A 17,465-nucleotide genomic window follows, 5' to 3' on the forward strand; every position below is an offset into this window, starting at 1 on the left:
GCGAACAATGAAGATTCTTCTGGTGGGTGCCCTGGGCACCGTGGGCGCCGCGGTGGCGGCGGAACTGGGCGGCCGGCACGAGCTGGTCACGGCGGGTCGGAAGGGCGGCGACCTGCGCCTGGACCTGGCCGACCGGCACAGCATTGAAGCTGCGCTGGCCAAGCTGGGCACGGTGGACGCCATCGTCTCGGCGGCGGGCCAGGTGGGCTGGGCGCCGCTGCTGGAACTTACTCCCGAGCAGTGGGCCTTCAGCCTGGCCAACAAGCTGATGGGCCAGGTGAACCTGGCGCTCATCGGCCAGCGCCACCTGCGCGACGGCGGTTCGATCACGCTCACCAGCGGCGTGCTCAACCACGATCCGGTGGCCTACGGCGCCGCCGCCAGCCTGGCCAACGGCGGCATCGAAGGCTTCGTGTGCGCCGCCGCCGTGGAGCTGCCGCGCGGCCTGCGCATCAACGCCGTCAGCCCGGGCGTGCTGGTGGAATCCATGGGCGACCTGGCACCGTTCTTCCGCGGCTTCCAGCCGGTGCCCGGCGCCCGCGTGGCGCTGGGTTACGCCCGTTCGGTGGAAGGGGGTGAAACGGGCAAGGTGTACGCGGTGCACTAAGGGCTTGGGGTCGGAGCAAGGGTAAACAGCGTTCCTCGTTATTTACCTATATTGCATTAAAGGTAAATTAGTGGCAGCCTTGTTTGACCTTACCTGGCTCCGCACCGATGCGACGACAGGACCTCAGTCCAGCCCTGCAGCCCTTGCTGGTGAAGTGCGACCAGTACCCGCACTGCTGGGCGTTGGTCGCACCCCCCACGCCCCGTTGGCTTCCGGAAGCGGCCGACGTGACCCGCGAGGTGTCCGGGGCGATGCAGGCACTCAGTCGCCTCTGCACCGCAACCGAACTGCTGCCCAGCGTGGATCTCGTGACGCGAACCCTGGCGCGCCGCGAGGCCGTGCAGAGTTCCCAGATCGAGGGCACCCGGACCCAGTTGCATGAGCTCCTGGAGTACGAAGCCACGCAGGGCAGCGACGGTGCTCCCGCGGACGCCGTGGTGACCGGGCGCTATGTGCAAGCCCTGGAGCAGGGCTTGGCGACGATTCGTCGTGCGGGTACCCGGCAAGCGCTGGATACCCGCCTGCTCAGGGCGTTGCATGCCACGCTGATGCAGGACGCGCCGGCATCGCTGCGTGCCGGCGACTACCGGGACACCCAGGCATGGATCGGCAGCGGACGCATCGAGGACGCCACGTTCGTGCCCGCGCCGCCGTCCCGCATAGAGGCGTGCATGGAAGAGCTGGAGGCGTCGATGCTCCGGTATGCCCGCCGCGAGGACGAGGTTTGGGAACTGCCGGTGGTGGGCCAGCTGGCGATTGCACATGCACAGTTTGAAACCATCCACCCCTTTGCCGACGGTAATGGCCGCTGCGGCCGCTTGCTGATGCCGTTGATCCTGGCCGCCGAGGGCTATCCGCCGATCTACCTGTCGGGCACCCTCCTGCGCCAGCGCCGTGCCTACTACGACGCATTGGCCGACGTGCAGTTACGCGCCGACTGGGTGCCCTGGATCAGGCTGCTGTGCCGCGCGGTCGTTGAGGCCTGTGATGGCGCCGTGGCCATCGCCCGCGATCTGGAAGCGATCCGTGCGGAATGGACGCATGGGCTGGCCGATCTTCGCTCCGACGCTGCAGCGCGCCGGCTGCCGGCGTTCCTGCTCGGCCACCCGGTGGTTGCCGTGAAGCAGGTTGCCGAAGGGTTGGGTATTTCATTCAAGTCGGCCAACAAGGCGATCGAAGCGTTGGTCTCCCGGGGCATGCTCTCGGAGCCTACGCGTCGCAGGAACCGGGTATTCCACGCCACCGAAATATTGCGGCGCCTCGAGCAGCCCTGAAGTTTCCGCCGGGGCCACGGCCGGCGCCGCGCCGGGGGTGCGTTCCAAGCTTGGAAGCAGCCATACCCGGTTGCCCGTTGGGAGGACGGAGATGACGATTCTGGGTCGCTCATGGTTGCTGGCGGGCACGATGGCCCTGGTGGCGCTGCCAACGCTCGCAGTGGAGCCGGCCGCTTCCGCCGCGGACGCCGAAGAAGGCGCCCGCGTGGCCCGCCGCGTGGGCTGCGACGGCTGCCACGGCGAAGGCGGCGCCGGCCGGGTGTTCATGGAAGATCCGGCGCAGGGCCGCATCGTGGCGCCCAACCTCACGCAGCGGCGCACGCTTTACCCGGACGAGGCGGCGCTGGCAGGCCTGCTGCACGAAGGCCGCACCCACGACGGCCACGCGCCTTGGGGCATGCCCATCCAGAGCTTCCAGCACCTGAGCCGGCGCGAAGTGCGCGATATCGACGCCTGGCTGCGCGCGCTGCCGGCGGTGGAGAACGCGGCGCTGCCGGCGGGCCAGTGGTCGGCGGAGCTGACCAGGCAAATCAACGACGGCACGCATCCGTGGTTGGCCGACCTCAAACCCACGCCGGGCAACATGCCGCCGCCGGCGCCGCCTACCGAACCGCTGGCGCTGGGCCGGCACATTGCGCTCACCACCTGCGGCGAATGCCACGGCTGGGATTTGAATGGCTTCGGCGACCCGGGCGGCGCGCCGCCGCTGGCCATCGCCAAGGCCTACACCGACGAGCAGTTCGCCAGGCTCATGCGCACCGGCGAGGTGCTTTCCGGCGGCAAGTCCGCCAGCGGCCTGATGAGCGGCGTGGCCGTGTACCGCTTCAACGCCATGACCGACGCCGAGATCCAGGCGCTGAAGGATTACCTCGACAGCCGGTGATGCGGTGCGTCAGCTGGAATAGGGTGCCGTTTCACGACAGCGGGGGAAGCTGGTACAGCCCAGGAAGGCATCACCCGTCTTGCGGTTATGCCGGACTGCCATCGGGCTGCCGCACTTGGGGCATGCCGGACCGGCTTCTGGCGATGCATTCGGGGGCGTCGTGGCGCCTGCCGTCGTTCCCGGTGCGGAGCGGATCATGTCTTCCAGTTGCCGCCCGGAAATGAGCCTTATCGGCTTTCCTTGGGCGAAGCGCGCGGCATCCGGGGTGAAGTTCCCGATGCACACGATCCAGACCTCGTCGGCGCCGTGGTGCTGCAGGAGCCCCCACATTTCGCGGACGGTGGCGACATCCACTCGTTGGCGTCGCCACTGCTTGCACTGAACCAACTCCTTGCGGCCGTCCTTCCGGACAAGCAGATCGATGCCGCCGTCCTTGCCGCCACCGCCGGTTTCTTCCACGTAATAGCCCTTGCGCCGGAACCACTCGCCCACGAGCTGCTCGAACTCGCGCCAGCTCAGTGCAGTGAGGCGCGGGTTCAGGGCCTGGCTGTCGAGCAGGCGCGCGCGGTGTCGCCGCGTGGCAAATGAGACAGCGCTGGCGAGCCAGCAGATGAGCAGCAGGCTCCATGCGAGCACGCCCAAGCCGTGCGCGGCCTGGCCCGACGCAAACGCCTGGCCGAGCGTGCCACCCGACCGCCCCAGGTACCACGGCACGCCATACCGAACCGCCAGGAACGCCAGTACGCCGGCAATGAGGCCCACTGGCCACGGCATGCTGGCCAGAACATCGAAACCACTTTCTCGTCGTCGTGCCATGCTTGCTCAGCCGCCAATTCGCTTGAGTTTCCCCTGCTGCTCCAGTTCCGCCGGCGAGGCCCCGGCTTCGCCCGGCGCGGCGTCCACGCCGGTGAAACCCGTCCAGCGGTCGCGGCCGGCGTTCTTGCTGCAGTACACGCCGTAGTCGGCGATGCGCAGCGCGGCGTCCCAGTCGGGCGCGGCGCCGGGCCAGGTGGGCAGGGGCACGAAACCCAGCGAGGCGGTGACGGGCAGCGGCTGGCCGCCCACGTCGAGCGGGTTCTCGCGCAGCTGGCGCAGCAGGCGGTCGCACAGGGCCGGGCCCCGGCTGGCGTCGGCGCCGCGGCAGATCCATATGAATTCCTCGCCGCCCCAGCGCACCATCAGGTCGCCGCCGCGGGCCACGGCGCGCAGCGCGTCGGCGAACAGGCGCAGGGCGCGGTCGCCGGTTTCGTGGCCGTGCTGGTCGTTGATGGCCTTGAAGTGGTCCAGGTCGGCCATCACCACCAGGCTGCCGGTGGCCTGCGCCTCGGCCATCACTTCGAGCAGGCGGCGGCGGTTGCCCAGGCCGGTGAGCGCGTCTTCGCGGCTCAGCTGCTCGATCACCTCGTTGCGGGCGCTGAGCTCGCGCGTGGTGCGGGCGCGGATGCGCACGGTGCGCCAGAGCAGCGCCAGCAGCGCCGCCAGCGCCACCAGGCTGGCCGCCAGGGCGATGTTGATGGCGCGCGCGCGCTCCTGGCCGGCCTGCAGGGCTTCGTTGGCGGCGCGCTGCAGCTCGTTCGCGGCCTCGGCTTCGGCCAGGGCCTTTTCCTTGCGCTCCAGGTCGATGGCGTTCTCGAGCTGGCCGATGCGCGTCTGCGATTCGGCGTTGATGGTTTCGTCGCTCAGCGCCTTGAACTCGCGCATGGCGGCCAGGGCTTCGGCGTGGCGGCCCAGGGCCTCGAGGTTGTCGATCAGCACCGGGTAGAGCTCGAGCCGCTTGGGGCGCACGTCGGCGGTTTCATAGAGCTCGCGGGCGGACTGCAGGTGGCCGGCGGCTTCGGCGCGGCGGCCCAGGGCCACCAGGGTTTCGCCGATGTTCTTCTGCAGCACGCCGCGGATCTCGGGCGCATCGGTGGGCGCCACCTGCGAGGTGAGTTCCTGGTAGATCGCCAGCGCTTCGGCGTGGCGGCCGGTGTCGCGCAGCAGGGTGGCGTAGTTGTTGAGCTCGGCCGTCACCGGCAGCCCGTGCTCGCGGCCGAAGGCGATGGCGGTTTCCGACCAGCGCTGGCCCTGTTCGAAGTCCTTGGCGCTGATGTAGGCCGTGGCCAGCACCGACAGCATGCCCTTGCGCACATTCGGCGCGGGCGGCGGGTCCTGCTTGCGCTGGGCCTCCTCGCCGCGCCGTGCGTAATCGATGGCGCGGTCGAACTCGCCCAGGCCGATGAACAGGCCGGCGAGGTTGCGCAGCAGGTTGGGGTTCTCGGGCAGGCCCAGGGCCTGGCCCATCTTTTCGGCGCGGTGCAGGGCCTCGATGGCCTCGGCGTTCTGGCCCTGCATGGCGTGCACGGCGCCCTTGGCGCTGAGGGCGTCGAGCAGCTGCCGGTCCGGGGCGTCGCCCAGGAGGGTCTCTATCTGGGAAAACACGGCCAGCGCGTCGGCGAAGCGCGGCACCCGGCTGTAGAGCGACGCCAGTTGGTGCAGCAGGTGCGCGCGGTCGGCGGCTGGCAGCCCGCTGTCCGCGGCCAGGGCCTGCACCCGGGGTTCGAGCTGCGGAATCTTCGCCAGGTCGCCGGCGAGGAACAGGCCCTTCATCCAGATAGTGAGGATCTCGGCTTCCCGCGCCGGCGGCAGGCCGGGGGCGGCCAGCAGGGTGTCGGCCAGGGCGTTGGCCTCGTCGAAACGGCGCTCGGCCAGCAGGGTGCGCAGCTGCTCCGGGCTGGCTTCGGCCACCGCGGCGCGTTCGGCGGCAGGCGCCGCGGCGGGCGTGGCCGCGGCGGCCAGTGGCAGGAGCAATGCGCCCAGCAGCGCACGGCAGGCGGCGGCGCGAAGCCGCGTCGAAAGGTTCATTCCCGGTCCCCTGGCTGAAGCGTGATTCCCCGGTGCCAGCATTGCCTACCCGGGGCGGGGACCGCAACCGGGGTTCAGCCGATGTCGAGCACCGGCTGGAAGCCGCCGAAGATCATGCGCTTGCCGTCGAAGGGCATGGGGTTGTCCTTCGGGTCCATGCGCGGGTCTTCCATCATCTTCTTCATGCCGGCGTCGCGGGTGGCCTTGTCGGGCCATTCGATCCACGCGAAGCAGGTGACCTCGTTCTCCTTGGCCTCCACGGCGCGGTAGAAGTCGGTCTGCTTGCCGTGCGGCACGTCGTCGCCCCAGCACTCCACCACGCGGGTGGCGCCGAACTCGAGCATCAGCGGGTCGAACTTGTGCACGAAATCGATGAACACCTGCTTGTCCGCGGCGGGCACCGCGAAGACGAAACCGTCGATATAGGCCATGGCTGGCTCCGGGTGGCGGGGCAAGCGCCCCGCGGCAAGCCTACCGCAGCGCGCGCCCCGGGGCCTTGACCGTCACGCACCGGCGACGGGCGCGGCGCTGCAATGCGCCTCCACCACCGGGCGTTCGCCATGCGGGCCTTTCTTCCAGTCACGTTTGCCTTGTTGCTGGCCGCCACGGCCCACGCCGCCCCGGAGCCGCGCATGAAGACCCTGATGAGTTTCGAGGACGGCGCCGACGAGCCACGCTGGGTGGCCGTGAACGACGGCGTGATGGGCGGCCGCTCGCAGGGCGGCACGGAAGTGGCCGGCGGCCTGCTGCGCTTCAGCGGCGTGCTGTCGCTGGAGAACAACGGCGGCTTTTCCTCGGCGCGCACGGTGGGGCGGGAGTTTGATTTCAGCGGCGCCAGCGCCGTCGTGCTGCGCGTGCGCGGCGACGGCCGCCGCTACCAGCTGCGCCTGGCCACCGACGCCAGCTTCCGCGGCATCACCGTCTCCTGGGGCAGCGAATTCCCCACCCTGGCCGGGCAGTGGACCGAAGTGCGCGTGCCCCTGGCCGAGCTTCGCCCCAGCGTGCGCGGCGTGGCGCTGAAGGGCCCGCCCATGGAGCCGTCCCGGGTGCGCGAGCTGGGCCTGCTGCTGGGCGACAAGCGCGAGGGTCCGTTCCAGCTGGAAGTGGACTGGATCGGCCTGGAATAAGGCGGTGCTAAAGTGCGGGGCATGAACACGACCACCGCCTTTTATCCCATCGGCACCCCGGGCCAGCCCTGGGGCGCCGCCGAACGCGCCGCCTGGCGCGCCCGCCAGATGAAGCAGCGCAGCTACGCCGACGACGTGCTCACGGTCGTCGACCGCCTGGGCGCCCGGTTCGACGTGCAGCAGTACGGCGAACTCGACGCCGGCCCCGACGGCCGCTTCCCGGTGTTCGCGCTGCGCAGCAAGGACTGGCGCGACGGCCTGCCCAGCGCCCTGGTCACCGGCGGCGTGCACGGCTATGAAACCAGCGGCGTGCACGGCGCCCTGCAGTTCGCGGAAAAGCACGCGGCGGAGTACGCGGGCCGGATGAACCTGCTCATCGTGCCCTGCGTCAGCCCCTGGGCCTACGAGCGCATCCAGCGCTGGAACGCCGAGGCCATCGACCCGAACCGTTCGTTCGGCGACGACGGCAGGGCGGCCGAGTCGGCCATGCTCAAGGCCCTGGTGGCGCCGCTGAAGGACGCCTTCCTGGTGCACATCGACCTGCACGAAACCACCGACAGCGACGAAGGCGAATTCCGCCCGGCCAAGGCCGCGCGCGACGGCCAGCCCTTCGAGCCCGGCGAAATCCCCGACGGCTTCTACACCGTGGGCGACAGCGAAGACCCGCAGCCGGACTTCCAGCAGGCCATCATCGCCGGCGTGGCGAAGGTGACCCACATCGCCCCGGCCGACGCCAAGGGCGAGATCATCGGTTCGCCGGTGGTGGCGCACGGCGTCATCAACTACCCCTGCCGCGAACTGGGCCTGTGCGCCAGCGTCACCCGCGCGCGTTTCCGCAGCACCACCGAGGTCTATCCCGACAGCCCGCGCGCTTCGCCCGGGCAGTGCAACGCCGCGCAGGTGGCCGCGGTGCGCGCCGCGCTGGACTACGCGCTGGCGCACGCGGGCTGAGTCACCCAGGCCACGCTTGCGTGGCAGGCGCGGCGCCCGGATAGACTGGGCCCGTGCCGGAACGGGGAGCGGGGCATGGGGCGTCACGGCGGGTGGGTCTTTGCGGTCTGGCTGGGTGTGCTGCTCCTGGCGGGCTGCAACAGCGCGTATTTCGGTACGCCCGAGCTGCAGGGCCGGCCCGGCATGGTGCAGGCCGGCGAAGACACGGCACTGTGGGTGCTGCAGAAGCAGGAAGAAATCCGGCGCGTCGGCGTGGGCGGCGGCAGCACGCGCCGCGGTGGCGGCACCTACTGGCGCGAAGACACCTACTACCACTTCGACGTGCAGGCTTTCGACCCGGTGGCGGCGCGGCCGCGGTGGTCGCGCCGGCTGGTGACCTATTCCGACCCCGACCTGAAACCGACCCAGCGCAAGCCTTCCCGCGTGATCGGCTCGGCGGTGTCGGGCCGCCTGCTGGGCCAGGCCGACGGCCGCGTGTGGGTGCTGGTGGCCGACAACCCCTACGTGCTCGAAGCGGCGGACGGCACGCTGGCCTTCGACCGCGCCGGGCTGCTGGCGCAGCGCCCTGAACTTGAAGGCCTGCTGCCCAGCGACCCGCAGCTCTGGCGCTTCGACCAGGGCCCCGTGCTGACCCTGGCCGACGGCCGCACCGTGCGCCTGCGCGGCCCCGGGCTCGAGCCCGAGGACTACGTGCCGCGCGTGGCGCCGGCCGCCGCCGTGCCCACCTGGGCCAACGGCCGCGCGCGCGTGGTGCCGACGCCGCCGATGCACCCGCTGGTGCGCCACGTGCCGCGCGGCCCGGACCGCTGGCTGGCGCTGTTCAACGAAGTGGAGGCCGCCGACGCCGTGCAGGACACCTTCGGCGACCACGCGCTGTTCCCGTATTCGATCCAGGACGCCGGCCCGCTGGCGCGCCGGCGTTTCCACGACGTGCGGCTGGAGCAAACCACGCGCTTCGACGACACCTACCTGCGCGTGGCCTCGGCCGAACCCATCGAAGGCTCCCCCGTGCTGCTCAAGGGCCGCTACGTGCGCGACCCGGTGACGGGCGAGGCGCTGTCGCCGGGCGAGGGCGACCTGCTGGTGTGGCACCTGGACCGCATCGACAGCGCCGGCCGCCTGCAGCTGAGCCGCTTCGACGCGCAGCTGCGCCCGCGCTGGCAGACGCCGCTACCGCTGAGTGAATCGGGCACCGCCAACCCGGTGTCGTTCTGGCGAATCGGCGAACACCTGGTGGTGTCGGGCGACTGGGAAACCCGCAAGGACGACATCGTCACGCGCGCGCCGCACGTGGCCAGCGTGTCGCTGGCCGACGGTTCCGTGCAGGCCTGGAACCTGGGCACCGCGGCGCCGGCGGGCGACAGCGCCGCGCCGGCGAAGCCCGCGCAATGAGTGCCGGGCTGAAGCTGGCGCTGCTGGCGGCGGGCGCCATCGTCGGCGGCCTGCTGGGCGGGCCCTGGCAGTGGCTGCACTACCTCTGCAAGCCCGCGGCCACGCTGCTGGTGCTGGCCTGGGTGCTGCGCGCGGCGCCGGTGGTGTCGTCGCGCTACCGCCGCGCGGTGGCCTGGGGCCTGGTGTTTTCCCTGGCGGGCGACGTGCTGCTGATGCTGCCTCAGGGGCTGTTCCTGGGCGGGCTGGTGGCCTTCCTGCTGGCGCACCTGTGTTTCATCGCGGCGCTGTGGCCGGGCGGCGGCGTGCGCGCCAATGCACTGGCGCTGCTGGCTTATGCCGCGCTGGCCGCGGTGGACCTGGGCCTGCTGTGGCCGCACGTGCCGGGCGAGATGCGCCTGCCCGTGCTGGCCTATGTTTCCGTGCTGGTGCTGATGGCGGCGCTGGCCGCGGCGCGGGCCTGGGCGCTGCGCGCCGACGCCATGCTGGCCGCGCCGGCGCGCCTGGCCGCCGTGGGCGGCGCGCTGTTCGTGCTCAGCGATTCGCTGCTGGCCTGGAACCGCTTCCACGGCGCGCTGCCGCTGGCGCTGCTGTGGGTGCTGGCCACGTATTACGCCTCGCTGTGGTGCATTGCCCGTTCGGTGGCGCGGCGCGCGGGGCAGGGCGCATGAGGCGGCTCCTGCGCGCCAGTGCCTGTGCCTTGGTGCTGCTGCTCGCGGCCTGTGCCACCACGCGGCCCGGTCCCACGCCGGCGCAGGTGCGCAAAGACATCGAGCGGCGCATCCAGGCGAACGTGGCCGACCGCGCCGGCTGGGCCACCGACATCCAGGTGGCCTTCGAGGCGCAGTCCATCACGCCCAACCCCGAGAACATCTGCGCGGTGCTGGCCGTGCTCGAGCAGGAATCGGGCTACGTGGCCGACCCGGTGGTGCCGAACCTGGCGAGGATTTCCCGCGCCGAGCTCGAGCGCCGCGCGAAGGCGAAACACATCCCGGCCTTCGCGCTCAACGCCGCGCTGAAGCTGCCTTCCACCGACGGCCGCAGCTACGACGAGCGCCTGGCCACCGTGCGCACCGAGCGCGAGCTGAGTGAAATCTTCGAGGACCTGGTGGGCCGCGTGCCGCTGGGCAAGCGACTGTTCGAAGGCTGGAACCCGGTGCAGACCGGCGGCCCCATGCAGGTGTCGATCGCCTTCGCCGAGGCGCAGGCGGAAGGCTACCCGTACCCGATGCCGGGCAGCGTGCGCCGCGAGGTGTTCACGCGCCGCGGCGGCATGTACTTCGGCATCAAACACCTGCTGGGCTACGACACGCCCTACACCCGCAAGGTGCACCGCTTCGCCGACTTCAACGCGGGCTGGTACGCCAGCCGCAACGCCGCCTTCCAGAACGCGGTGGCCATCGCCAGTGGCCGCCGGCTGGCGCTCGACGGCGACCTGCTGGTGCCCGGCGCGCCGCTCTCGCAGCCCGGCGAAACCGAGCGTGCCGTGCGGTCGCTGGCTCCGCAGCTGGGGATGGACGAGCGCGAGATCCGCGAGGCGCTGTCCTTCGGCCGCCGGCTCGACTTCAACGACAGCGACCTGTTCCGGCAGGTTTTCGAGCTGGCCGAGGCGAAGGCGGGCAAGGCCCTGCCGCGCGCCATGCTCCCGGGCATTACGCTCGAAAGCCCCAAGATCACCCGCGAACTGAGCACCGCCTGGTTCGCCACCCGCGTCGACGGCCGCTACCGGCAGTGCCTGGCGCGCTGAGCCCGACCCCCGACTTTCGACAGGGGCGCCCGCCGCCGGGGAGTGCCAAGGTGCGCCATCCAACCCAGGGACCCTGCCATGACCACCCGTCGCGACCTGCTCAAGTTCGGCGCCCTCGCCACCGCCGCCGCCGCGCTGCCGGCCTTCGCCAGCTCCGCCAGCGTTGGCAATGCCATTCCCAAGGCGGCCAAGCCGCTGCGTATCCTCATCCTCGGCGGCACCGGTTTCACCGGCCCGTTCCAGGTGGAGTACGCGCTGGCGCGCGGCCACAAGGTGACCACCTTCAACCGCGGCCGCCGGCCGATTGCCGAATGGGGCGACAGGGTTGAGCAGCTCATCGGCGACCGCACCACCGGCGACCTCAAGGCGCTGGAAGGCCGCGAGTGGGACGTGTGCATCGACAACCCCACCAGCCTGCCGTACTGGGTGCGCGACGCCGGCCAGGTGCTGGCGGGCAAGGTGGGCCACTACCTCTTCATCTCCACCATTTCCGTTTATGCCGACGGCACGAAGCACGGCATGGACGAGGACGCGCCGCTGGCCGTGTACAAGGGCAAGGACGCGATGGCGGAAACCCGCGAGACGCTGGTGGCCGACATCGAGAACCTGTACGGCCCGCTGAAGGCGCTGAGCGAGGCCGAGGCGCACAAGCAGTTCGGCAAGAACGTCACCATCGTGCGCCCGGGCTACATCGTGGGCCCGCGCGACGAGACCGACCGCTTCACCTACTGGCCCAAGCGCATCGCCCAGGGCGGCGAGGTGATGCTGCCGGGCGACGGCCTGGACCCGATCCAGGTAATCGACGGCCGCGACCTGGGCGAGTGGATGATCCGCCTGGCCGAGAACGGCACCACCGGCGTGTTCAACGCCTGCGGCCCGGACTACACGCTCACCACCGACGCCATGGCGCACGGCTGCCACGCCGTCACCGGCGGCCCCATCAAGTTCACCCACGTGCCGGCGGAATTCATTGCCAAGCACGAGGCCGACATGACCGTGTGGCAGCCGCGCGAAGGCTCGCCGTACTCCGGCTACGGCGACGTGAGCAACGCCCGCGCCATCGCCGCCGGCCTCACCTTCCGCCCGCTGGCCACGACGGTCACCGACCTGCTGGGCTGGTACCGCAGCCTGCCGGCCGAGCGCCAGGCCGAAACCCGCGCCGGCATCACCCGCGAGAAGGAAGCGGAAGTGCTGAAGGCCTGGCACGCCCAGAAGGGCTGAGGCGCGGGCAGGTAGATCACTGTCCGTAAATTCTCGGCCAGAACGCTTGCGACGCGATGGGGGAGTGGTTCCAATGCGGAACCACTCCCTCACTTTGCTGGCGATGATCCGTACCAAGCGCACCGAACTGGTTGTTTCCCGACTGGCGATTTGTTCCGTCGCGGTCGCGTGGATTCTCTCCGGTTGCGGGCAGTCCGCAGCGCCCGCCGAGGACGAGCGTCGCCCCGAGCAGGCAGGGCAGCCCATTGACCCTGCGAAGTTCGTGGGCCGCGTCGCGGCAGCACGGGCCGCGGCGGCGACGGGGAACCAGGAGGCGGTCGTCGCGCAGGTCGATGCCATGCAGGATGACCTCCGTCGCGCCATGAAGCTCGCGGACCCCGCGCGCGCCGTGGACCGTGAGGCTGCCCGTCAGGCGGCCAGGCAGGTGGAAGGCGTGCGGTCGGTGGCGTGGCTCGACCGCGAGAACCTGTTCGTCATCGTGGAGCGGAACGAGCACCGGACCTACGACACCATCGATGCCGTGTGCCTTGAACTGGAACCACTGGGCGATACGCTTGGCGTGGTCGTGAATCTGCAAAGCGGCGCCGCGGGCAATGGTGATGAGCTCGAGATCCTGAGCAGGAATTGCCAGCTTGCGCCGGGTGACCGTGCATTGTTGTCCCGGCATCGCCAGGTGGACGTCATCAGCCCCGAGCTTCGCGACCAGCATCGCCGAAGCCAGGCGCAGGCGCTGAAAGACGCCGAGTGGGAGCGAAAGAACGCCGAGGCGATGGAAATCCTCGAGAAGACCACGCCCTCCGTGCACGATTGAGCGGCCGGCGCAGTGGGCGCCGGCCGACACGGGCAAGACGCTACGGCGCCCGCCGCGTGTAGGTGATCTGCATCATCTTCATTTCCTTGCCGTCCGGGCCGGGGCCGAACATCTCGAAGATTTCGGTGTTGGCGTCGGGCCAGCGGCTGGTCATGCGCGCCGTGATCCTGCCCTTGGTGACCGGGTCGTTCCAGCTGCCGGTGAAGGTGCAGCTGCCCTGGTCGTCGCAGTCGCCCTCGGCCACCATCAGGCCGGTGCCGACGCTGTCGTTCCAGGTGGCCCAGTACTTGCCGCTGACGTTGTCGAAGCCGTGCAGGCCCAGGCCGTCGAAGGGCTGGCCCATCATGGTGGCCTTGGCTTCCTCCACCATCACGCGGCCGCCGAGCACCATGCGGCGCGTGCTGGTGCCGGTGTCGGAGGTGGGCGGCGCGTCGGGCGACTGCCAGCTGAGCACCGCCATGTCGAAGCTGCCCACCGACTCGGCCATCTTCGCGTGCTGCGGTCCGGGCGTGGCCGCCTTCTGGTAGGCCTCCATCACCGCCTGCTCCTCGGGCGAGGGCGCCGCGGGCGCGGCCTCCTGCGCGGCGGCGGGCAGGGCAAGCGAACAGGCAAGGGCAATCAGGGAGAGACGGAACGAACGGCGCATGGCGACCTCCATCAGGGGTAGGCATTCCGGGGAACCGCCGGGCGAGTCTGCTCCCGGACCCCGCGCGCTTCCAGTGCCGCCGGGGCATACTCCGGCCGACGCGTTCCCGAGCCCGCCCGATGGCCTCTCCCCGACCCGCGAACCCTTACGCCGCACCGCGCAGCCGCTTTTTCCTGGGCATCGCGCTCTATGCGCTGGCCGTCTCGCTGGTGGGCTTCGCCAAGACTTTCTTCCTGCCGCTGGCGACGGGGCAGGGAAGCTTCCACTGGATCGTGATGGTCCATGGAGCGGCCTTCTTCGCGTGGATGCTGCTGTTCACCGCGCAGGCGGCGCTGATTCCCGCAGGCCGGCGGCAGTGGCACCGGCGGCTCGGCCTGGCCTCGGTGCCGCTGGCGCTGGTGATGGTGGCCAGCTGCATCGCCGTGGGCGCCCTGCTGGCCCGGACGGAACTGGCGGGGAGGGTCGAGAACGGCGGCGTGGACGGCTTCGCCGGCGTGGTGGGGGCCATGGTGGTCTTCTCGCTGCTCTACACGGCGGCGCTGCTGCAGCGGCAGCGGCCCGAGGTGCACAAGCGGCTCATGTTCCTGGCCACGGTGGCCATCCTGTGGCCGGCCTGGTTCCGCTTCCGCCACTATTTCCCCGAGGTGCCGCGCCCCGAGCTCAGCTTCGGCCTGCTGGCCTCGGACGCCGTGATCGCGGTGGCGATGCTGCGCGACCGGCTGCGCTTTGGCCGCGTGCATCCGGTGCTGCTGTGGGTGGGCACGGCCCTGTTCCTTGAGCACGTGCTGGAGCTGGCGCTGTTCGGCACGCCGGCCTGGCGGGCGCTGTCGCTGTGGCTGCTGGGGGCCTGAAAGCAGAAAGGCCAGCCCGGGGGCTGGCCTTTCCTTCGTGCGGCGGCGCGGCTGGCTCAGCGGATGCTGCGCAGGCGGGCGGCGCGGCGACGGGCGCGGGCTTTCTTCTTCATGGCTGGGGCCTGAGGGTGGGGAAATGGGCCGGCAGTGTCCCACATCCGGGCGCCGGCGTCCCGTTTCCATGACCATCCGCCCGTGGCAAGGCCCGCGCGGGGCGGGTAGCGTGGTATTTGCGCCCGGACTGGGCGCGTAGCCGGAACGGGCCGATGAGGCGCAAGCGCAAAGGCGGGTGGGGCTGGAAGGCCGCGGGCGTGGCGGGCGTGCTGCTGGCCGGCGCGCTGGCCCTGTCCTGGGCGCCGGACGTGCCGGTGGCCGCGCTGGAAGCCCGCTGGGCGCCGCCGCCCTCGCGCTTCGTCGAAGTGGACGGCCTGCGCGTGCACCTGCGCGACCAGGGCCCGCGCGACGATGCCAGTCCGATCATCCTGCTGCACGGCACCTCGGCCAGCCTGCACACCTGGGAAGGCTGGGTGTCGCACCTGCCCGGCGAACGCGTGGTGAGCATGGACCTGCCGGGTTTCGGCCTCACCGGCCCCGACCCGCGCGGGCAATATGAAACGCTGCGCTACGTGCGCTTCCTGGAAGCGCTGATGGACGAACTGGGCATCGAGTCGGCCGTCGTCGCCGGCAATTCCTTCGGCGGCCAGGTGGCCATCGAATTCGCGCTGGCGCACCCGGCGCGCGTGCAGAAGCTGGTGCTGGTGGACGCGCTGGCCTATCCGCGCAACGCCGAATCGGTGCCGCTGGGCTTCCGGCTGGCAGCGATGCCGGCGGTGAACGGGGTGATGCAGCACTTCCTGCCGCGCTTCGTGATCGCCAACAGCGTGCGCGACGTTTACGGCAACCCGGACCGGGTGTCGCCGGCGCTGGTGGAGCGCTACTACGACCTGGCCGTGCGCGAGGGCAACCGCGCCGCGCTGGGCCAGCGCTTCCGGCACCTGCCCACGGAAGCCGACGCCGCCCGCGTGGCCACGCTGCGCGTGCCCACCCTGGTGCTCTGGGGCGGGCGCGACCGGCTGATCCCGCCCGACAACGGCCAGCGCCTGCATCGCGACATCGCCGGCAGCCAGCTGGTGGTGTTCCCCGAACTCGGCCACGTGCCGCAGGAAGAAGACCCGGCGGCCACCGTGCAGCCGGTCATCGCCTTCCTGCGCCAGCCCTGAGCCCGCCCGGCGGAAACACGCCGGCTTGACCCGGGTCAGGGCGCGGCGGGCGCCACGGCCCGACCCTGTGCGCCACAGGCGCCGCCCCGGCGCCCCGACGCGAGGGTGGAAGCATGGAATACGAAGTCAACATCGCCGGCGTGGCCGCCGACCTGGGTGCCATCAACGAAGTGCTCTGCGCCGCCGACCCGGCCGCGGTGGTCGACCTGGACCCGTTCACCCCCGTGCTGCGCGTGTCGGCCGCGGTGACCACCGGCGAACTGCTCGGCCTGCTGCACGAAACCGGCTGCGAGGTGCCGCCGAACGCCGTGCGCCCGCGTCCCTCGGTGTGCTGCGGCGGCTGCGGCGGCTGAGCGCGCCGCGCCCGTTCAGGGCGTGACGAACTTGATGGCCGCCACGGCGGTTTCCCAGGCGCGCTGCACCAGGGCCGGGTCGGCCTTGATGCGAAGCGGCCCGCGCAGCGTGTCGTAGAAGCCCAGGGCATCGTTCAAGGGCCGGCGCTCCACTTCGGAAAGTTGCCGGTCAAGCCGCACCAGGTCGGTGCCCTGCACGGTGAGCAGGCCGCCGGGCACGGGCAGGGTGCACATGAGCCGGTGCCTGAGCGGCGAACGCTTCCACGAGGAGATGAAGTGGTTGGCGGCCTGGATGTCGGTGCTGCGCGTCTGCGCCAGTGACAGCAGGAAAAGTCCGTTCCATTCGTTGCCGACCTTTCGCTGCAGGTGCAGGTCGCCGCCGAAGCTGGGCACCAGCCGGAACTGCGTGCCTTCGACCGTGTGGACCTTGGACGCCACGATCGGCAGCGGGCGCTCGGGGCCGGGGCCGCCGAATCCCACGTCCACCAGCCACTCCTGGCCGTCGCATTTCACCACCAGCGCCTGGTGCGTGGCCGGTCCAGGCACGGTGCGCCCGTAGGTGACGCGTGCCATCACCGGCCGCACGTCGAACCCGGCGGCCTCGAGCGCGCCGGACATCAGCGCGTTTAGCTCGAAGCAATAGCCGCCGCGGCCGGCGCCCAGGATCTTCTCGTACACGATCGCGCGGTCGAGCCGCACCGGCACGCCGGCGAGCACGTCGAGGTTCTCGAAGGCGATCGATCGCACCTGCGCCAGCACCAGTTCCGACAGGCCGTCGGCGGTCGGCGGCGGCAGCGCAGGCAGCCCGACGCGCGCAAGGTAGGCCCGGGTCGGGAACTGCGTCGAGGTGTGCAGGGCCCTCATCATGCAGCGAGCGCCTCGCCGGTACCTTCCAGCGAGGCCAGCAGTTTGCGCATCAGGCGGTCTGCCTGCTTCTGGTCGCTGCCTTCGAGCAGCCGCGAAAGGAGTTCGTTGTCGGTAAGCCGGTCGAAGATCGCCGCCTTGACCACCCGCGTGCCTTCGGCCGTTATCCTGACCTCGATCCGGCGGCGGTCCTTCGGGCACTGGGTCCGTTCCACCAGGCCCGACGACACCAGCTGGCTGATCATCGCCGTGACCGAGCCTGACGTGAGCATGCTTGCCGCCATCAGGTCCTGTGCACTGAGCGGCGTCGGCGAATGCCGGAGCAGGGCGGACAGCGCTTCATATTGCGATGGCGTCAGGCCATGCCGCGTGCAGCAGGCCTCCACGCGCTGGCTAAGGAGCTTGCAGATGCGGACCATGCGGTACAGGTAGTGCACGTCCTCCCGGATATCGATGCCGGGTATCGCCTGGGCGCGCCAGCGGGCGAAAAAGTGATCAATGCTGTCAGCCATGGCATTCCCCGCATATCTTGATATGAAGATGATAGGCAGGGGCGTGCCGGTGGCTGACCATGCAGGTTGTCACCCTGGCGTGCAGGCTTTCCGGTATTCGTATGCCGGGATTGCGCGCACGATGTGCCAGGCGCACCCATCAGGACGGGCGGTATAATCCGTTAC

General features: G+C 70.7%; 19 protein-coding genes. 13 read left to right on the forward strand and 6 right to left on the reverse strand.

Annotated elements, in window-relative coordinates; translation table 11 throughout:
• The first annotated feature begins 7 nt into the window (after nt 1–7).
• The 3 genes from ACE3Q2_RS02780 (at nt 8) to ACE3Q2_RS02790 (ending at nt 2,764) form a co-directional block, all read left to right on the forward strand.
• The gene (locus ACE3Q2_RS02780; RefSeq protein WP_231696042.1) at nt 8–607 is read left to right on the forward strand and encodes a short chain dehydrogenase; all 600 of its coding nucleotides are present in this window, start codon (nt 8–10) and stop codon (nt 605–607) included.
• Between the two features lie 227 nt (nt 608–834).
• Nucleotides 835–1,881, forward strand: coding sequence for a Fic family protein (locus ACE3Q2_RS02785; RefSeq protein WP_374472600.1), 1,047 nt, complete (start codon nt 835–837; stop codon nt 1,879–1,881).
• A gap of 91 nt (nt 1,882–1,972) precedes the next feature.
• A complete protein-coding gene (locus ACE3Q2_RS02790; protein WP_374472602.1) occupies nt 1,973–2,764 on the forward strand; it encodes a cytochrome c in 792 nt (263 codons plus the stop codon).
• Between the two features lie 9 nt (nt 2,765–2,773).
• Here the strand turns inward: ACE3Q2_RS02790 and ACE3Q2_RS02795 are convergent, their stop codons facing one another.
• The 3 genes from ACE3Q2_RS02795 to ACE3Q2_RS02805 form a co-directional block, all read right to left on the reverse strand.
• Entirely contained in the window at nt 2,774–3,580 is an 807-nt protein-coding gene (locus tag ACE3Q2_RS02795; protein WP_231696045.1) for a restriction endonuclease, read from the reverse strand.
• A 6-nt stretch (nt 3,581–3,586) separates the two neighbouring features.
• Nucleotides 3,587–5,608: a GGDEF domain-containing protein gene (locus ACE3Q2_RS02800; protein ID WP_231696046.1), complete on the reverse strand. Its 2,022-nt coding sequence runs from the start codon at nt 5,606–5,608 to the stop codon at nt 3,587–3,589.
• A 74-nt stretch (nt 5,609–5,682) separates the two neighbouring features.
• Complete coding sequence (locus ACE3Q2_RS02805; protein ID WP_231696047.1) at nt 5,683–6,039, reverse strand: DUF1428 domain-containing protein; 357 nt, start codon at nt 6,037–6,039, stop codon at nt 5,683–5,685.
• A gap of 201 nt (nt 6,040–6,240) precedes the next feature.
• On the opposite strand from ACE3Q2_RS02805, the gene ACE3Q2_RS02810 reads away from it, so the two are divergent.
• The 7 genes from ACE3Q2_RS02810 (at nt 6,241) to ACE3Q2_RS02840 (ending at nt 12,854) form a co-directional block, all read left to right on the forward strand.
• Nucleotides 6,241–6,735: a CIA30 family protein gene (locus ACE3Q2_RS02810; RefSeq protein WP_374472606.1), complete on the forward strand. Its 495-nt coding sequence runs from the start codon at nt 6,241–6,243 to the stop codon at nt 6,733–6,735.
• Nucleotides 6,736–6,756: 21 nt separating this feature from the next.
• Complete coding sequence (locus tag ACE3Q2_RS02815) at nt 6,757–7,686, forward strand: M14 family metallocarboxypeptidase (protein WP_231696049.1); 930 nt, start codon at nt 6,757–6,759, stop codon at nt 7,684–7,686.
• Nucleotides 7,687–7,803: 117 nt separating this feature from the next.
• Entirely contained in the window at nt 7,804–9,078 is a 1,275-nt protein-coding gene (locus ACE3Q2_RS02820; RefSeq protein WP_374472608.1) for a PA2928 family protein, read from the forward strand.
• Nucleotides 9,075–9,746, forward strand: coding sequence for a lysoplasmalogenase (locus ACE3Q2_RS02825; RefSeq protein ID WP_231696051.1), 672 nt, complete (start codon nt 9,075–9,077; stop codon nt 9,744–9,746). Before ACE3Q2_RS02820 ends, ACE3Q2_RS02825 begins: the two co-directional genes overlap by 4 nt.
• The gene (locus ACE3Q2_RS02830; protein ID WP_374472611.1) at nt 9,743–10,822 is read left to right on the forward strand and encodes a DUF1615 domain-containing protein; all 1,080 of its coding nucleotides are present in this window, start codon (nt 9,743–9,745) and stop codon (nt 10,820–10,822) included. Before ACE3Q2_RS02825 ends, ACE3Q2_RS02830 begins: the two co-directional genes overlap by 4 nt.
• Before the next feature lie 78 nt (nt 10,823–10,900).
• Nucleotides 10,901–12,043 carry an NAD-dependent epimerase/dehydratase family protein gene (locus ACE3Q2_RS02835; protein ID WP_374472613.1) on the forward strand — a complete coding sequence of 381 codons (1,143 nt, stop codon included), beginning with the start codon at nt 10,901–10,903 and terminating at the stop codon, nt 12,041–12,043.
• A gap of 73 nt (nt 12,044–12,116) precedes the next feature.
• Nucleotides 12,117–12,854 carry a hypothetical protein gene (locus ACE3Q2_RS02840; RefSeq protein ID WP_374472615.1) on the forward strand — a complete coding sequence of 246 codons (738 nt, stop codon included), beginning with the start codon at nt 12,117–12,119 and terminating at the stop codon, nt 12,852–12,854.
• Nucleotides 12,855–12,894: 40 nt separating this feature from the next.
• Here the strand turns inward: ACE3Q2_RS02840 and ACE3Q2_RS02845 are convergent, their stop codons facing one another.
• A complete protein-coding gene (locus tag ACE3Q2_RS02845; protein ID WP_231696055.1) occupies nt 12,895–13,500 on the reverse strand; it encodes a DUF1579 domain-containing protein in 606 nt (201 codons plus the stop codon).
• Between the two features lie 119 nt (nt 13,501–13,619).
• Between ACE3Q2_RS02845 and ACE3Q2_RS02850 the strand changes: the two genes are divergently transcribed.
• The 3 genes from ACE3Q2_RS02850 (at nt 13,620) to ACE3Q2_RS02860 (ending at nt 15,924) form a co-directional block, all read left to right on the forward strand.
• Nucleotides 13,620–14,351 (forward strand): hypothetical protein, encoded by a 732-nt coding sequence (locus tag ACE3Q2_RS02850; protein WP_231696056.1) that lies wholly within the window; start codon nt 13,620–13,622, stop codon nt 14,349–14,351.
• Nucleotides 14,352–14,617: 266 nt separating this feature from the next.
• A complete protein-coding gene (locus ACE3Q2_RS02855; protein ID WP_374472620.1) occupies nt 14,618–15,571 on the forward strand; it encodes an alpha/beta fold hydrolase in 954 nt (317 codons plus the stop codon).
• Nucleotides 15,572–15,684: 113 nt separating this feature from the next.
• Nucleotides 15,685–15,924, forward strand: coding sequence for a hypothetical protein (locus ACE3Q2_RS02860; protein ID WP_231696058.1), 240 nt, complete (start codon nt 15,685–15,687; stop codon nt 15,922–15,924).
• A 15-nt stretch (nt 15,925–15,939) separates the two neighbouring features.
• Here ACE3Q2_RS02860 and ACE3Q2_RS02865 read toward each other — a convergent pair whose 3' ends face one another.
• Nucleotides 15,940–16,791, reverse strand: coding sequence for an arylamine N-acetyltransferase (locus tag ACE3Q2_RS02865; protein ID WP_231696059.1), 852 nt, complete (start codon nt 16,789–16,791; stop codon nt 15,940–15,942).
• A complete protein-coding gene (locus tag ACE3Q2_RS02870; RefSeq protein WP_231696060.1) occupies nt 16,788–17,300 on the reverse strand; it encodes a MarR family transcriptional regulator in 513 nt (170 codons plus the stop codon). Before ACE3Q2_RS02870 ends, ACE3Q2_RS02865 begins: the two co-directional genes overlap by 4 nt.
• Nucleotides 17,301–17,465 lie beyond the last annotated feature (165 nt).

Source organism: Arenimonas sp., assembly GCF_041913985.1.
GTDB lineage: Bacteria > Pseudomonadota > Gammaproteobacteria > Xanthomonadales > Xanthomonadaceae > Arenimonas.

Excerpts from the sequence above, each read along its gene's own strand:
- ACE3Q2_RS02780 (WP_231696042.1), top strand. The coding sequence starts at position 8 with ATGAAGATTCTTCTGGTGGGTGCCCTGGGCACCGTGGGCGCCGCGGTG.
- ACE3Q2_RS02790 (WP_374472602.1), top strand. The coding sequence starts at position 1,973 with ATGACGATTCTGGGTCGCTCATGGTTGCTGGCGGGCACGATGGCCCTG.
- ACE3Q2_RS02795 (WP_231696045.1), bottom strand. The coding sequence starts at position 3,580 with ATGGCACGACGACGAGAAAGTGGTTTCGATGTTCTGGCCAGCATGCCG.
- ACE3Q2_RS02800 (WP_231696046.1), bottom strand. The coding sequence starts at position 5,608 with ATGAACCTTTCGACGCGGCTTCGCGCCGCCGCCTGCCGTGCGCTGCTG.
- ACE3Q2_RS02805 (WP_231696047.1), bottom strand. The coding sequence starts at position 6,039 with ATGGCCTATATCGACGGTTTCGTCTTCGCGGTGCCCGCCGCGGACAAG.
- ACE3Q2_RS02810 (WP_374472606.1), top strand. The coding sequence starts at position 6,241 with ATGAAGACCCTGATGAGTTTCGAGGACGGCGCCGACGAGCCACGCTGG.
- ACE3Q2_RS02815 (WP_231696049.1), top strand. The coding sequence starts at position 6,757 with ATGAACACGACCACCGCCTTTTATCCCATCGGCACCCCGGGCCAGCCC.
- ACE3Q2_RS02825 (WP_231696051.1), top strand. The coding sequence starts at position 9,075 with ATGAGTGCCGGGCTGAAGCTGGCGCTGCTGGCGGCGGGCGCCATCGTC.
- ACE3Q2_RS02830 (WP_374472611.1), top strand. The coding sequence starts at position 9,743 with ATGAGGCGGCTCCTGCGCGCCAGTGCCTGTGCCTTGGTGCTGCTGCTC.
- ACE3Q2_RS02835 (WP_374472613.1), top strand. The coding sequence starts at position 10,901 with ATGACCACCCGTCGCGACCTGCTCAAGTTCGGCGCCCTCGCCACCGCC.
- ACE3Q2_RS02840 (WP_374472615.1), top strand. The coding sequence starts at position 12,117 with ATGCGGAACCACTCCCTCACTTTGCTGGCGATGATCCGTACCAAGCGC.
- ACE3Q2_RS02845 (WP_231696055.1), bottom strand. The coding sequence starts at position 13,500 with ATGCGCCGTTCGTTCCGTCTCTCCCTGATTGCCCTTGCCTGTTCGCTT.
- ACE3Q2_RS02850 (WP_231696056.1), top strand. The coding sequence starts at position 13,620 with ATGGCCTCTCCCCGACCCGCGAACCCTTACGCCGCACCGCGCAGCCGC.
- ACE3Q2_RS02855 (WP_374472620.1), top strand. The coding sequence starts at position 14,618 with ATGAGGCGCAAGCGCAAAGGCGGGTGGGGCTGGAAGGCCGCGGGCGTG.
- ACE3Q2_RS02860 (WP_231696058.1), top strand. The coding sequence starts at position 15,685 with ATGGAATACGAAGTCAACATCGCCGGCGTGGCCGCCGACCTGGGTGCC.
- ACE3Q2_RS02865 (WP_231696059.1), bottom strand. The coding sequence starts at position 16,791 with ATGATGAGGGCCCTGCACACCTCGACGCAGTTCCCGACCCGGGCCTAC.
- ACE3Q2_RS02870 (WP_231696060.1), bottom strand. The coding sequence starts at position 17,300 with ATGGCTGACAGCATTGATCACTTTTTCGCCCGCTGGCGCGCCCAGGCG.